General features: G+C 40.6%; 15 protein-coding genes. 13 read left to right on the top strand and 2 right to left on the bottom strand.

The window, feature by feature from the left end:
* The 3 genes from JBW_RS02545 (at position 1) to JBW_RS02555 (ending at position 2,175) form a co-directional block, all read left to right on the top strand.
* Positions 1-828, top strand: coding sequence for an HAD hydrolase family protein (locus JBW_RS02545; protein WP_007958777.1), 828 nt, complete (start codon positions 1-3; stop codon positions 826-828).
* Between the two features lie 102 nt (positions 829-930).
* Positions 931-1,164, top strand: coding sequence for a hypothetical protein (locus tag JBW_RS02550; RefSeq protein WP_007958778.1), 234 nt, complete (start codon positions 931-933; stop codon positions 1,162-1,164).
* A 327-nt stretch (positions 1,165-1,491) separates the two neighbouring features.
* A complete protein-coding gene (locus JBW_RS02555; protein ID WP_036681598.1) occupies positions 1,492-2,175 on the top strand; it encodes a CAP domain-containing protein in 684 nt (227 codons plus the stop codon).
* Between the two features lie 186 nt (positions 2,176-2,361).
* Here JBW_RS02555 and JBW_RS02560 read toward each other — a convergent pair whose 3' ends face one another.
* Complete coding sequence (locus JBW_RS02560; protein ID WP_007958780.1) at positions 2,362-2,676, bottom strand: hypothetical protein; 315 nt, start codon at positions 2,674-2,676, stop codon at positions 2,362-2,364.
* A gap of 172 nt (positions 2,677-2,848) precedes the next feature.
* On the opposite strand from JBW_RS02560, the gene JBW_RS02565 reads away from it, so the two are divergent.
* From JBW_RS02565 to JBW_RS02575, 3 genes are all read left to right on the top strand, one after another.
* Positions 2,849-3,556: a DUF3794 domain-containing protein gene (locus JBW_RS02565; RefSeq protein ID WP_007958782.1), complete on the top strand. Its 708-nt coding sequence runs from the start codon at positions 2,849-2,851 to the stop codon at positions 3,554-3,556.
* A 39-nt stretch (positions 3,557-3,595) separates the two neighbouring features.
* Positions 3,596-4,579 carry an SPOCS domain-containing protein gene (locus JBW_RS02570; RefSeq protein WP_007958784.1) on the top strand — a complete coding sequence of 328 codons (984 nt, stop codon included), beginning with the start codon at positions 3,596-3,598 and terminating at the stop codon, positions 4,577-4,579.
* A gap of 325 nt (positions 4,580-4,904) precedes the next feature.
* The gene (locus JBW_RS02575; protein ID WP_007958786.1) at positions 4,905-5,696 is read left to right on the top strand and encodes a HipA family kinase; all 792 of its coding nucleotides are present in this window, start codon (positions 4,905-4,907) and stop codon (positions 5,694-5,696) included.
* Here the strand turns inward: JBW_RS02575 and JBW_RS23915 are convergent.
* A complete protein-coding gene (locus JBW_RS23915; RefSeq protein WP_007958788.1) occupies positions 5,658-6,293 on the bottom strand; it encodes a L,D-transpeptidase family protein in 636 nt (211 codons plus the stop codon). The two genes, JBW_RS02575 and JBW_RS23915, sit on opposite strands and share 39 nt — an antisense overlap.
* A gap of 230 nt (positions 6,294-6,523) precedes the next feature.
* Here JBW_RS23915 and JBW_RS02585 point away from each other — a divergent pair, with 230 nt between their 5' ends.
* The 7 genes from JBW_RS02585 to glmU all read left to right on the top strand — a co-directional run bounded on the left by JBW_RS02585 (position 6,524) and on the right by glmU (position 13,541).
* Positions 6,524-6,994 (top strand): chemotaxis protein CheW, encoded by a 471-nt coding sequence (locus JBW_RS02585; protein ID WP_007958790.1) that lies wholly within the window; start codon positions 6,524-6,526, stop codon positions 6,992-6,994.
* A 6-nt stretch (positions 6,995-7,000) separates the two neighbouring features.
* On the top strand, positions 7,001-7,870 hold the full coding sequence (ispE, locus tag JBW_RS02590; RefSeq protein WP_036681603.1) for a 4-(cytidine 5'-diphospho)-2-C-methyl-D-erythritol kinase: 870 nt from the start codon (positions 7,001-7,003) through the stop codon (positions 7,868-7,870).
* Entirely contained in the window at positions 7,870-8,565 is a 696-nt protein-coding gene (locus JBW_RS02595) for a GntR family transcriptional regulator (RefSeq protein WP_007958792.1), read from the top strand. The genes ispE and JBW_RS02595 overlap by 1 nt, the downstream gene beginning before the upstream one ends.
* 100 nt (positions 8,566-8,665) lie before the next feature.
* A complete protein-coding gene (locus JBW_RS02600) occupies positions 8,666-9,424 on the top strand; it encodes a nucleotidyltransferase family protein (RefSeq protein ID WP_007958793.1) in 759 nt (252 codons plus the stop codon).
* 371 nt (positions 9,425-9,795) lie between these two features.
* A complete protein-coding gene (gene purR, locus JBW_RS02605; RefSeq protein ID WP_007958794.1) occupies positions 9,796-10,605 on the top strand; it encodes a pur operon repressor in 810 nt (269 codons plus the stop codon).
* 80 nt (positions 10,606-10,685) lie between these two features.
* Positions 10,686-11,897, top strand: a complete 1,212-nt coding sequence (gene ilvA, locus JBW_RS02610; RefSeq protein WP_007958795.1) for a threonine ammonia-lyase — start codon at positions 10,686-10,688, stop codon at positions 11,895-11,897.
* A 282-nt stretch (positions 11,898-12,179) separates the two neighbouring features.
* Positions 12,180-13,541, top strand: a complete 1,362-nt coding sequence (gene glmU, locus JBW_RS02615; protein WP_007958796.1) for a bifunctional UDP-N-acetylglucosamine diphosphorylase/glucosamine-1-phosphate N-acetyltransferase GlmU — start codon at positions 12,180-12,182, stop codon at positions 13,539-13,541.
* The last annotated feature ends 18 nt before the right edge of the window (positions 13,542-13,559 follow it).

The following is a 13,559-nucleotide window of genomic DNA, read 5'->3' on the forward strand; positions in this document are numbered from 1 at the left end:
ATGTTATTTGCCAGTGATCTTGATCAAACACTCATCTACTCTACCCGGTCCTTTCGCTTATTGCCTGATCATCAATCACCGGCAATGAGTGTAGTTGAAACGTATAATGGTCGGGATATCTCCTATATGACTGATGATGCAATCAAACATCTTTTGCAGCTGGCTTCTCAAGCCTCCTTTGTTCCCGTGACCACACGTACGATAGAACAATTCCGGCGCATTTCTTTATTTCGCGATGCAATTCTTCCTGTCTATGGAGTGGTAAGTAATGGGGGAAATGTACTTGTAAATGGTGTAATAGACCAAGAGTGGAATCATAAAGTAAAAAGCAATGTGTCGCAAATGTGTTTGTGTACCCAAGACATACTGTCGCAGTTTGGTGAGATTAGCCATGCTTCATGGGCCGGATCTTTAAAATTGGCAGATGATTGTTTTCATTATTGTATCGTTGAGCGAGAGAACATACCAACGGAGGAGCTTGCCAGTTTTTCTTTATGGGCAAAATCTCAAAATTGGAAAATATCATTACAGGGCAGAAAATTATATCTGGTACCGGCGGTAGTAAACAAGTGGGATGCTGTATTATATATACAAGATTTATTAGAAGAAAAGACGGTTATTGCTGCGGGCGATTCTCTATTAGATCTGTGTATGCTAGAGCAGGCTGACTACGCAATCGCGCCGAGACATGGGGAAGTCTGGGAAAGCTATTCTAGGGGAACGCTGCCCATTTCATCCGTTCAGTTTACAAATCAGGCTGGTATTTTGGCGGCAGGGGAAATTTTAGATTATGTTAGTCAGTTTACTGCTTATAAAATGCAGGCCTAAAGATAGAAGCATAACCATGTCTGCGCTAGGGATAGTACCTTCTATGCCATATGACTCATGAAATTATAGTGATGCTTCATCATATATAAAAGGGGTGAGGTAGTGGGAGGGAAAGAAATTCGTTTATGGCGATATTGGCCTTTCTGGGGATTGCATTTCGGTGCTCACCTGGTAATCGGCATAGTGGCAATGGTAGCTGGTCTGGTTGTAGTGGCTAAAGGCCAAATTTTAAATGGTCTAGCACTATGTGGGGCAGCATTGTTTGCAGTACTAAATGGATGGGCAGGATGCAAGCAGCTGTGGAAAAGCAAAAAGCGTAGAATCAATGCTACCTAAGATAAAACAAGCGGCAGATGTCGCTTGTTTTATTTTTTGTACCCATAAAAGATATAAGAATTTATGAACCACAAAGGCACAATGCCGCTGATACGGCACACAAAGGAAACACAAAAGTATAAACCCTTTGTGTCCTTTGCGTCTTTGTGGTTACGTCATAATCTTCGTATCTTCGCGGTTCAAAATCTTTTATGTTTAAACAATGTTTATAGTTATGTAAACATTACCAAGGATGGAAAACAGGAATTATCAATAAAAGAGCGAATATATATAACCGTATCCAAAAAGAAAAATATATTATGTAAACTAGAAAGAGAGGTAATTGTATTGAGAAACCATAAATTATGCAGCATGGCAACCCTGGGATTCATGACAGTTTCCTTGATTACGACATCCTTTGGCAGCATTTTTGCTACCCCTGCTTTTGCAGCTGAACCGGAAACTGCTGCTGTGATTAAGGAAGAGAAGAGTAAGAATAATAAAGACTTGTTGGGAGGGCTTTTAGCCGTTGGCGTAATTGCATTAATTGCGGGAAATCATGGCGGAAGTCATGATAGTGACTCAGCCAGCAAGAATAGCAATACGACGTCTGGAAATACTTCCACTACTACTTCTTCCAGTCAGAATGTGACAGCAGATCAAAAGCTGGCTGTTGAGTTACTAAATGCTGACCGAGCTAAGAATGGCTTGAGTGCTTTAAAAACGAATTCGCAGCTAACAAGTCTTGCTGGAGATTATGCCCAAGATATGATTGATCGTAATTTCTTCGCCCATAATAATCCTGAAGGTCAGACCCCTTTTGATAGAATGAAGAATGCTGGTATCAGCTACACCTATGCAGGCGAAAACCTAGCCATCAATAATAATGTGACTGCTGCGGAAACTGCCTTTATGAACAGCTCTGGACACAGGGCAAATATTCTTAATAAGAATTACACAGATGTTGGCGTTGGTGTTCGTTATAATAGCAACGGATCAGCTTATGTGGTACAAGAGTTTATTGGTAAATAAATAAAAAAAGGGTCCTACGGCTTAGTTGCTGTAGGGTCCCTTTTTTAATTGGTACATATACTAGGATGTATAAGTTTTAGAAGGCATATTGAACACAGAGGATAGCTATTTTTTCTCTGTGTTCTCTGCGCCTCTGTGGTTCGATAAGTGTTTTGTCTTTTTAAAAAATTTCCTGGGATTGAAAACTTAGATCGAAACGCCGCATTTTGGGCACATGCCGCGATGCCTATGATAATCAAATTCATGACCACAGCAAGGACATAACTTATAAAGTCGATATTGGCATACTCGATACAGTTTGTAATATGTTTTATAGGTTTTAACACATTCTTTTTCCATTTTACATTTCATTTTGTCCATATCAGAGCACATCGTAGAATAGCAATCATGGTCAGGCTTTTCTTTCATACAAGGCATTTCACAGTCATCATAATCGTCATTGTCATCCATTTTGCAATGATTTGGTTTGGGTTTATGACAATCATATTTAGGATAATTCATTGAACTAGATCCTCCTTTTGTTTAAAAATCTGATATTGGGTTGCTATATTCTATGCGCATCAAGGTAAAAGTGTTATGTTGCAATTTCAAAATAGTTTTAAAAACTCTTTTTTGCACATAAAATATCTTACTGGCATATATATAAATAGAACATAAAAGGGGGGGGATATGTGTGGATGAAAAAGATACACGTCTAGGTTATAATCAATGTACATTAGGTACCGAAACGGGACCGCAAACTATCATCGTTCGCCAGGTAATCGGCGCGGCTGAAGAGCAAAAGGTATTGGATATTCATGTAGTTGTACCAGATAGAAAACCAGCTATTGAGCAAATTGTAGATGTTTTTGTCAAAGATGTATGTATCGATTGTGTTGATGTTATTCATAATAAAGTAATTGTACGCGGGGAATTTGAAATTAAAGCGATCTATGTTGCATATTTGCCTGACCAACCAGTGCATGCTGTTGAAATTAGGCATTTTAAATGGACTCAGGATATTGAAATCCCTGGCGCACGTAGGGGTATGGATGCAGATGCAAATGTTATTGTAGAATTTGTCGATTATGATGTAGATTGTCACAGTCGTGCCTACAAGTACAAATATGGTGATTATGATAATTGCAATGATGGTAATTGCAACGATCACCACCATCACCATGACGATTGTGATGATGATTGTGACGATGATTGTGATGATCATTGTGATGATCATCATGATGATGATTGTGATGACCACCACCATCACCATCATCACAGATGGACTCGAGATTTTGATGTATCTGTAGTGCTTAAAATTGTTGCCAAAGTTATGGCTGATCGCCAAGTGCAAATCGGCGGCAATGCAACGATGCCTATGCCTACTCAACCTAAAGGATGATTCCTACGCTACTAATTTGCTAAAAAGGGGGGGAGTTTAATGAGTGATGAAGTAAAGCATGATTCTGATGTAGATGGCAAAAGAGCAATTGATGATATGATGTGCGGATGCCCAGAGCCAGGACCGGAAACTATTTCAGTGGAACAGGTTCTAGGTGCAGAGATGAAACAAAAGGTTGTAGAATTTGATATGACAGTCCCTGACCCAAAACCGGATATAGAACAAATCATAGATGTGTATGTCAAGGATGTAGATATAGATAGTGTAGACGTTATTCGAAACAAAGTTATTATACGTGGTGACCTGGAAGTTAAAGTTATGTATGTAGCGGATTTACCAAATCAGCCAGTTCACGCGTTTGAAAGAAGGCATGTACGCTTTACCCGGGATATTGAAATTGAGGGTGCAGAACCTGGTATGGATGCTACTGCAGATGTTGTTGTTGAGTATGTGGATTATGATTTTCATCGACATCATAATAGACGCCAAGTGCATATCACCATTGTTCTAAAATTTTGGGCACGGGTTATAGCCATGACCGAAATGGACGTATATGGGTTAACACCAATCACTGAATATGGTCAAATCGAATACAATAGCGCTAATTCTCAAAGCGGCAGTTATGCTTCTGGTAATATGGGTGATGACGATTATACTGTTTCTGCATCTCAGACTGGTGGTGGGGACATTGACGCTGTTGGCTATGATAACGCCTTTATAGGATCAGGAAATGGTGAATATGAAAATACGTATGTAACAGGTCCCGGAATCCCTCAGACTGCTGGAACTAAGATGGGGATTAGTGGTACAGCTACGATCACGGGTAGTTCTGTTAATATCCGGACAGGTCCAGGGACCAATTTCCCTGTAGTAACGAAGGTCAATAAGGGTGAACGAGTTACGATTAAAGAACAGGCCTTTGGCTGGTACAAAGTAGTTCTTTCTGGCGGTACTACTGGATGGGTTGCTAGCTGGCTAGCGGATACTGGAAATGGTACTGTACCGACAGCCCCCAAAGGGTAATGAGTGTATTAAAATACCGCACAATCTGCTTGCGATCAAGTAGATTGTGCGGTGTTTGTTTCTAAATAGAGAAAACTATAATTTTTCAAGGAGAACGTTAACCGCAGAGGGCACAGAGTTCGCAGAGAGCACAGAGATTTTTAACCTTATCTATCTTTTTCTCAGCGTTCTCTGCGCCTCTGCGGTTCGGTTTACTTTCTATGTTTTAAAGGATGCGGAGCGTTTTTTCTTATGAAATAATTTTTAGGGTAGGAGCATATAGTGTATCATGTGCTTTTTAAAACGGATTGATTTGTCATATTTTAAAAAATGAGGGGGGAAAAGAGTGCTTACTGCTGTTGAATATCTTGGCTCAGTGGGAGTGGGAGTAACCGTACCCCGCGTGTTTCGTGCTGATGATGGCAATATTTATGTCGTTAAATTACAAAATAATCCCATGGGTACGAAAGTGTTGGTCAATGAATATATAGCCTGCTGGTTTGGGGAACGTATGGAGCTGTGTTTCCCTCCAAGTGATTTGATTCAGATTGAGGAACAGGTTTTACAAAGACATAAATCACTGAGAGGCGCTGGCATACGTGCTAAAACTCATTTTGCAAGTCGATACATACCGAGTAATAAATATGTTGTTAGAACGAATTTATCTAAGGCAAGCAATAAGAGCGCGATGGCAGGAGTGATGTTGTTTGATCATATGTTTCATAATATTGATCGAACAAAGAACCGTAAAAACCTGTTGGTACGTTTACAAGATTCTGCTTATGTGCTATATGCTATCGACAATTCCCATTTGTTTGTACGTGGACGATGGAATAACAAAACGTTAGAAAAGTTGGCAGAAAAAATTGTTGTAAATCGGCGTAGAGCATATGGCTGGCTGTTGACTTATTTCTTTACTTCTGGGGATTTTAGCCCTTATGCAGCTAGAGTTAGGGAGATTAAAAAAGAAGATTTAGTCCAGCTAGTAGACTCGATCCCCCAGGAATGGCTGCCTAAAATTGAGGAACGAGATGCACTCCTCAATTATATGCTCCGGAGATGTCAGATGGTGGATCAGATTGTTTTACGCTTATGCCAGTCAATTCCGGATGTAAACAGGCGTACCCACTTTTACTAAAGGATAGATTTGTTCTACGTTTTGATTATGCATGCGAATACAGCCATTTGAAACCATGGTGCCAATCAGCCAGGGGCGATTTGTGCCATGAATTCCATAAGAATCATAATTGAGACCTAACCAGCGAGTTCCTAAGACACCTCCAGGATTCATGACTTTGAGTGCAATTGCATAATTTCCCAGTGGCGTGGGAGTTGTTAGTTTACCAATACCTACCGGATATTGATGCATTGGTGTATTGCCATTAAATAGTGTTAGTTGACGTGATGAGGTTGTAATTAGAATATTAGCTCTTGGCAAAGAGAAATCCGCTCGTTTAGCGGCTGGTGATAAGGTGGTAATGGTAGTGGTAGTTGCCTGATGCAAACGGCAATAGGTAAGAGGATCTACGATGCCAGTTGCGGGTAAGTTTTCTTTTTCTTGAAATAAGGTGATTCCACGAATGGTCTGGGTATCATATTTCTGGTGAATCGGTCCCTGGTATAGATTCTTATGGAGCAACAATTGTTGTATTTCCCCAATGAGGGGATGTTCACTTTCTTCTTCAAAGGCAATGGATGCTAACCTGTGAGATAAATAGAGTGTACGAACATTCATAACATACACCTCCTGCAAGATCTTTAGTTATTATATGTAAGTAGAGTTTGGCTGGTGCCATGCATCTTAAAGCAAGAACTTGCAGGAGTAATGAGGAGTACATGCAAAATAGAGAAATTGGGTAAAATAATTGTATAAAATATTACTGGTATTTGCAGGCAAACACCGCTATAATATCGAATATAATAATAAATTTGATCTTTTGATGAATTATGGAGGTGTATTGCCATATGGAAGATATAAAGGTAGAAGATGAATTGCAGTTGGTCACATTTAAGCTGGCCAGTGAGGAATACGGGCTTCCGATTACGAAAGTTCAGGAAATTAACCGTTTATTGCCAATCACCAAATTGCCTCAGACGCCTTCGTTTATGGAGGGAATTATTAATCTTAGAGGTCGTATTATCCCTGTTATCGATTTAAGAAAAAGGTTTCAATTGCCAATTACAGAGCATAATGATGATACACGTATTATCGTTGTAGAAATTAATGGACAAACAGTAGGTGTGACCGTTGATGCAGTGACAGAAGTCGTGCGGCTAAGTGCTGCAGATGTAGAGGATCCTCCTGCTTCCATCGCTGTAGATTCTCGTTATATTAATGGCGTAGGTAAGATTGACGATCGCTTAATTATTTTATTGGATAGTAATCAAGTTTTAACAGCGCAAGAAGAAATTGCTGTAAAGCAATTAAATGATTAGATGAGTATGTTAACGGTAAAGGGAAATGCAAAAATTAATTTAACGTTAGATGTTCTTTATAAGAGAGAAGATGGATTTCACCAAGTAGAAATGATTATGCAAGCCATCGATCTTGCCGATGTGCTGCGTTTAGAAGAAAGAACAACGGGTAATATTAGTATTGCAGCTACAATTGCTCGTTTGCCCTGTGATCAGAGAAATCTGGCATATCGTGCAGCTGCTCTTATAAAAGAGACTTGCCAAGTGAAAAGCGGTGTACATATTTTTATTGATAAAAAAATTCCAGTGGCTGCTGGCTTGGCGGGCGGTAGTACGGATGCTGCTAGTGTCTTATTAGGACTGAATCGTTTATGGAAGCTGGGCCTAACCACCCATGAACTGGAACGATTAGGAAGTAAGTTAGGTTCTGATGTGCCTTTTTGTATAAAAGGAGGAACCATGTTAGCTACAGGGAGGGGCGAAATTCTCCAGCCTCTTACTGATATTAAGCCTTGTTTTGTAGTATTGGCAAAACCTTCTGTAAGTGTTTCTACTGCCTGGGTATATCGTCAGTACCAAGGTCAGAATGTGAAGGTTCATCCGGATACGGCTGAAGTAAAATCCAGTCTGGATCAAGGGGATTTAGTGGGAGTAGCCAAGGGATTGTGTAATGTCTTAGAATCTGTAACCATTCCAGTCCATCCTGAAATAAAAAAACTGAAACAAGCTATGATGCAACATGGGGCAATGGCTAGCTTAATGTCAGGCAGCGGTCCTACTGTTTTTGGTCTGGCAGAAGATCAGGCAAAGGCAGAATATATTGCACAGAAGCTTAGAAGTCAATGTGCTGCTGACATATTTGTTACTAAAACAGTAGGAAGAAGTGAGGGAGTATAATGGAACGCCGATTATTGCCAATAAAATTAGACAGTTATCAGCCCCTCAGGGAAGTGGTGTGTGAAACCTTGCGTAATGCAATCGTTTCAGGTGTTTTGCAGCCTGGTGAGCGCTTGATGGAGATTCAAGTAGCTGAAGAACTAGGGGTAAGTCGCACTCCTGTACGGGAAGCCATTCGTAAATTGGAACTGGAAGGATTTGTGGTCATGATACCCCGTCGTGGTACGTACGTATCTGATCTTTCCATTAAAGATATTACGGAAGTATTTGAAGTGCGTACTTCTTTGGATATTCTAGCCGCAGGACTGGCTGCAGAGCGTATTACAGAAGAAGAGCTTGAGCAGATGGAGCGTTTGCTGGTGGAAATTGGCGGCTATATTGAACACAATGACATGGAAAAGATTGTAGAAGCCGATAGCCAGTTTCATGATATTTTGTATCGGGCCAGCCGCAATGAACGCCTTGTGGGTATTATCAACAATTTGCGGGAGCAATTGACCCGTTTTCGCTCATTGTCTATGTCATATCCAGGACGACTCAAAGCGATGTTTGCAGAACATACTCGCATGGTAGAATCATTAGGGCAGCGCAATGTGGCTTTAGCTCAGCAGTTTGCCGGAGAACATATGGCGAATGCGGAACAAGTTTTGTTAAAAAATATGCTGGAACGCGGAGCGGATTCGAGTGAAGAATAGTTTTTAGGTTTTTAGGATAGTATATAGAAGACTTGTGCTTTACCTGATAATCAAGTCTTCTGTATTTATATGTAGATTCGCATGGGGAGGTTTGGGTTATATGTATGATGCCATTATACTGGCTGGCGGTGAAAATAATGAACATTTGAGTAAGTTTTCATCTCAGTCGTATGAGGCGATGATTGAAATAGCTGGTAAGCCTATGGTGACCTTTGTGGCAGATGCATTGGCTGCTTCCCTCCAGGTGAAACGGATTTTTATCATGGGACCAATTCCACAATTAAAAAATTGTACCTTTCCTGAAGATACCATATTACTTGAGGGAGGCCATACCCTTATTGAAACGATTCAACTGGGGATCAAGGCTCTTGGGCACGAGAATAAGGTATTAATCGTTACGGCTGATATTCCTCTTTTAACACCAGATGCCATTACTGATTTTCTTCGTCAATGTGACGAGGTAGAGGCGGATTTGTATTATCCGATTGTGAGTAAAGAGATCAATAATAAATGTTATCCGGGAAGCAAACGTACGTATGTGAGATTTAAAGACGGAACCTATACTGGCGGTAATATTTTTTTGGTGAATCCGGCAATTGTACCTCAATGCCTGACTGTAGCTGAAGGACTGATTAATAATCGCAAGAATCCATTTAAACTTTGCTGCTTATTAGGATGGGGATTTATTTTGCAATTTTTACTGGGTACATTAAGCTTGACTAAAGTAAAAGAAAGAGTAGAGACCTTACTAGGTATTACTGGCTCTGTGGTTCAGTCCAGCTATCCTGAGTTGGGGATCGATGTAGACAAACCTAGTGACTTAGAGTTGGTACGAACTACCTTTTCTTTCCGTATATAATATAGACCAGCAAGACTTGGCATACGCCAAGTCTTTTCTTATAAATAGTAAGTTTTATAATGGAAAAAGATGAGATTTGATGAACCACAAAGGCACAATGCCGCTGCTGCGGCACACAAAGGAGTGCGCAAAAAAAGCCCTTTGTGTCCTTTGCGTCTTTGTGGTTCAATCATGTCTACTTCGTATTTTTCGTTATCTTCGCATCTTAGCGGTTCAAAATGTTTTATTTTTTATAGTTTTTTCAAAAATAGTGATATAATATAAAAAAAGTACATATCTTGCAGGTATTTCACTTTTTACGGAGAAAGTGAATGAAAATATTAAAAAATACAATAATATTCGGTGTTTTTCATGATGGAGGATAAAAAGTAATGACTAAGGTACGGAGAGTAGAAAGAATCGTAGCCCTGACCAAAATGCTAATGGATATGCCGGGGCATTTATTTTCATTAGGACACTTTAGTAACTTGTTTAGTACAGCAAAGTCAACTTTAAGTGAAGATATGGTAACAATAAAACAATCAATGCAGGAATTCGGATTAGGAACAGTGCAAACCGTGTCGGGTGCATCTGGTGGCGTAAAATATGTCCCATATCCTTCGGAGGAACGCATCAATCATATGTTGACGCAGATGGCAAAGCAGCTTTCTGATCCGGACAGGATTATACCTGGAGGATTCTTGTACATGTCGGATGTTTTATTCACGCCAGAATTAATGATGCAGGCTGGCGAAATTTTCAGGGCAAGATTTTCGAGTGTAACCCCTGATTATGTTATGACCGTGGAAACGAAAGGAATTCCCCTGGCGTTTTCTACTGCTCGGGCTTTTGGTCTGCCTTTGGTCATTGTGCGGCAAGGGAGTAAAGTTACAGAGGGACCTTCAGTAAGTATTAACTATGTAACGGGTTCTACGAAACGGATTCAAACCATGTCTCTGCCCAGACGGGCATTGCCGTCCGGTTCTAAAGTACTGGTGATTGATGATTTTATGAAAGCTGGAGGCACAGCTCAGGGAATGATTGATCTAGCAAATGAGGTGGGGGCCCAAGTGGTAGGTACAGGTGTACTCATCGCAACCATTGAACCAGAAAAGAAATTAATAGAAGATTATTTAGCATTATTGATGCTCCACGATGTTGGGCAACATACTAAGATGATTGATATTCGACCCGTATTGTAGGAAAGAATTGTATATCCATTCATAAATTGGGGAAAACGAGTTAAAAATAAGGATGCTCTTACATATGGAGGAAAAGTGATATGCAAAAAAGTATTAGTTTGGCAGATGTTCAACAAGCTCATCAAGCAATGTACAATGTGATTCATCATACGCCTCTGGATAAAAGTGTTACATTTAGCGGCATGGCTGGTTATGATGTATATTTAAAACTAGAAAATTTGCAAAAAACAGGGTCTTTTAAATTACGCGGTGCTTATAATAAGATCCATTCTCTAACGCCGGAGGAAAAAGCAAAGGGTGTTATTGCAGCTTCTGCAGGTAATCATGCACAAGGGGTAGCTTATGCTGCCAGAATGATGAAAACAAAGGCAACGATTGTAATGCCTGAGATCGCACCTTTAGCTAAGGTGATGGCGACTCGGGGGTATGGCGCTGAAGTAGTTCTGAGTGGAACGGTGTATGATGATGCTTTTCATAAAGCCCAGGAATTAGAAGTAAAGACGAAACAGACTTTTATTCATGCCTTTAATGATGAAGCGGTCATTGCCGGGCAAGGGACCATCGGGCTTGAAATACTGCAGGAGCTTGAAGATGTTTCTGCCATAGTAGTTCCCATAGGTGGTGGCGGATTGATTGCGGGGATTGCGTTAGCCGTAAAAGAGTTGGCGCCCCATGTGAAAATTTATGGTGTGCAAGCCCAAGGTGCTCCGGCGATGTATATGTCGAAACATGCTCATGTGCTTAAAAGTACGCCAGATGCTACGACAATTGCCGATGGTATTGCTGTTAAGATACCCGGGGACATTACTTTCCCTATTGTAGAGCAGTATGTGGATGATATTGTTGTAGTGGATGATGAGGCGATTGCCAGTACCATTTTAATGATGTTGGAAAGAGCAAAGTTAATGGTAGAGGGTGCGGGAGCCATTGCTCTGGCTGCTATACTGAATCATAAAATTCCAGCCCATGGCAAAGTAGTTAGTGTGGTGTCTGGAGGAAATGTTGATGTCAATTTCATTTCTCGTATTATTGAACGGGGACTGGTTAAGGCTGGCCGCCGTATTAAAATTTCGACGCAGATTACAGACCGGCCAGGTTTATTACAGCAATTATTAACAGTAATTGCAAATTCAAGGGCGAATGTAATTGGTGTTTTTCATGATAGGGTAGAACAGAATGTGCCAATCGGACAGGCGATTATCGAGATTAGCTTAGAGACACGGGATGCACTGCATACGGAGCAGATTTTAACCAATTTACGTCAGCATGGGTATAGCGCTAAGATTATCTAGTACCTTGACCGAGTTAAATTTGAGGTTAGGTTGGGGAGATCGGACAATTATAACTTTGTCAAGGTACTAGAATATTCATTATAATTAAACTTTATTATTTTAGCAGGAATGTTGAAATTGATGTCGAAAATTAAAGAAGTTTGGGGGAGTGGATACAAAATTCATTACCAATGATTAAGTGAAGTTCCGATAAGTGCGGCTTCGACTGGCGGTGGGTTAAAACTCCATCGCCAATCAAGTCTTCTTTAAGAAGGATCGAGTTTGGATGGAGGAGGAAGGTTAATGTCTGATTTACTAGCGGTGATTTTAGCGGCAGGCAAGGGTACACGAATGAAGTCAACCTTGCCCAAGGTGTTACATCAGATTGGTGGTAAGCCAATGGTGCAGCATGTGCTGGATGCAGCTCATATGGCTGGAGCTAAAGAAAAAGTTGTGATCGTTGGCTTTGGAGCAGAATGTGTTGAAGCAACGTTAGGAAAGCAAGCTGAGTTTGTTGTACAAAAGGAACAACTAGGAACAGGCCATGCTGTTATGCAGGCCAGGGATTTTTTGCAAGAATTTGATGGGACGGTTATGGTGTTATGTGGTGATACACCCTTGCTGAAAGGAGAAACGCTAAAAAGACTCTTTGCTGAGCATAAAGCCGCCAAAGCATCGGCTACGGTGTTAACAGCTCACATGATTAATCCAACGGGCTATGGACGTGTGGTTCGTGATGCCAGCGGACAAGTCTTAAAGATTGTAGAACAAAAAGATGCCAATAGCAGGGAACTTGCTGTTAATGAAATTAATACAGGGATTTACTGTTTTGAGCGTGCTGCCTTGTTTGAAGCATTGCAGAATACCAATTGTGATAATATGCAGGGCGAGTATTACTTAACCGATGTAATTGGTATATTAGCAACATCTCATGCTAAGGTGTGGGCTGTGGGCGTAGATGATTTTCAGGAAACACTTGGCATTAATTCTCGCATGCAATTAGCAGAAGCAGAAAAAATCTTCAGAAAACGGAAGCTAAAAGAATTAATGGATCATGGTGTTACCATCATGGATATTGACAGTACCTTTATTGACCAGGAAGTTTCTATCGGTGCTGATACTGTGATTTACCCTTTTACATGGATTGAAGGAACTACGGTCATTGGAGACAATTGTCAGATCGGACCGAATAGTCGTATTCAAAATAGCAAGATTGGCGATCGCGCTACCTTGCATTTTATCTATGCCCATGATTGCGAAGTAGGTGATGATGTGGTAGTGGGTCCTTATGTTCACTTGCGGCCCAATACGGTTTTAGCAAAGGGTGTTAAAATTGGTAATTTCGTAGAGGTGAAGAATTCTCAAGTTGGAGTAGGGAGTAAGATTCCTCATTTAAGCTATATTGGTGACACGGATATGGGAGACAAGGTTAATATTGGCTCAGGCACCATAACAGTAAATTATGATGGTAAGAACAAGAATCGCACTAAAATTGAGGATGGAGCCTTTATTGGTTGTAATACCAATTTGGTAGCGCCTGTGACGGTGGGGAAAGGTGCTTATGTAGCTGCGGGTTCAACAATTACGAAGAATGTGCCAGCAGATGCTTTGGGTGTAGCCAGAGCTCGCCAAAGCAATATTGAGGGCTGGGTAACCAAGAAATAGTGTTGTTATTTATAAGAA

Source organism: Pelosinus fermentans JBW45, from assembly GCF_000271665.2.
Classification (GTDB): Bacteria; Bacillota; Negativicutes; order DSM-13327; family DSM-13327; genus Pelosinus; species Pelosinus baikalensis.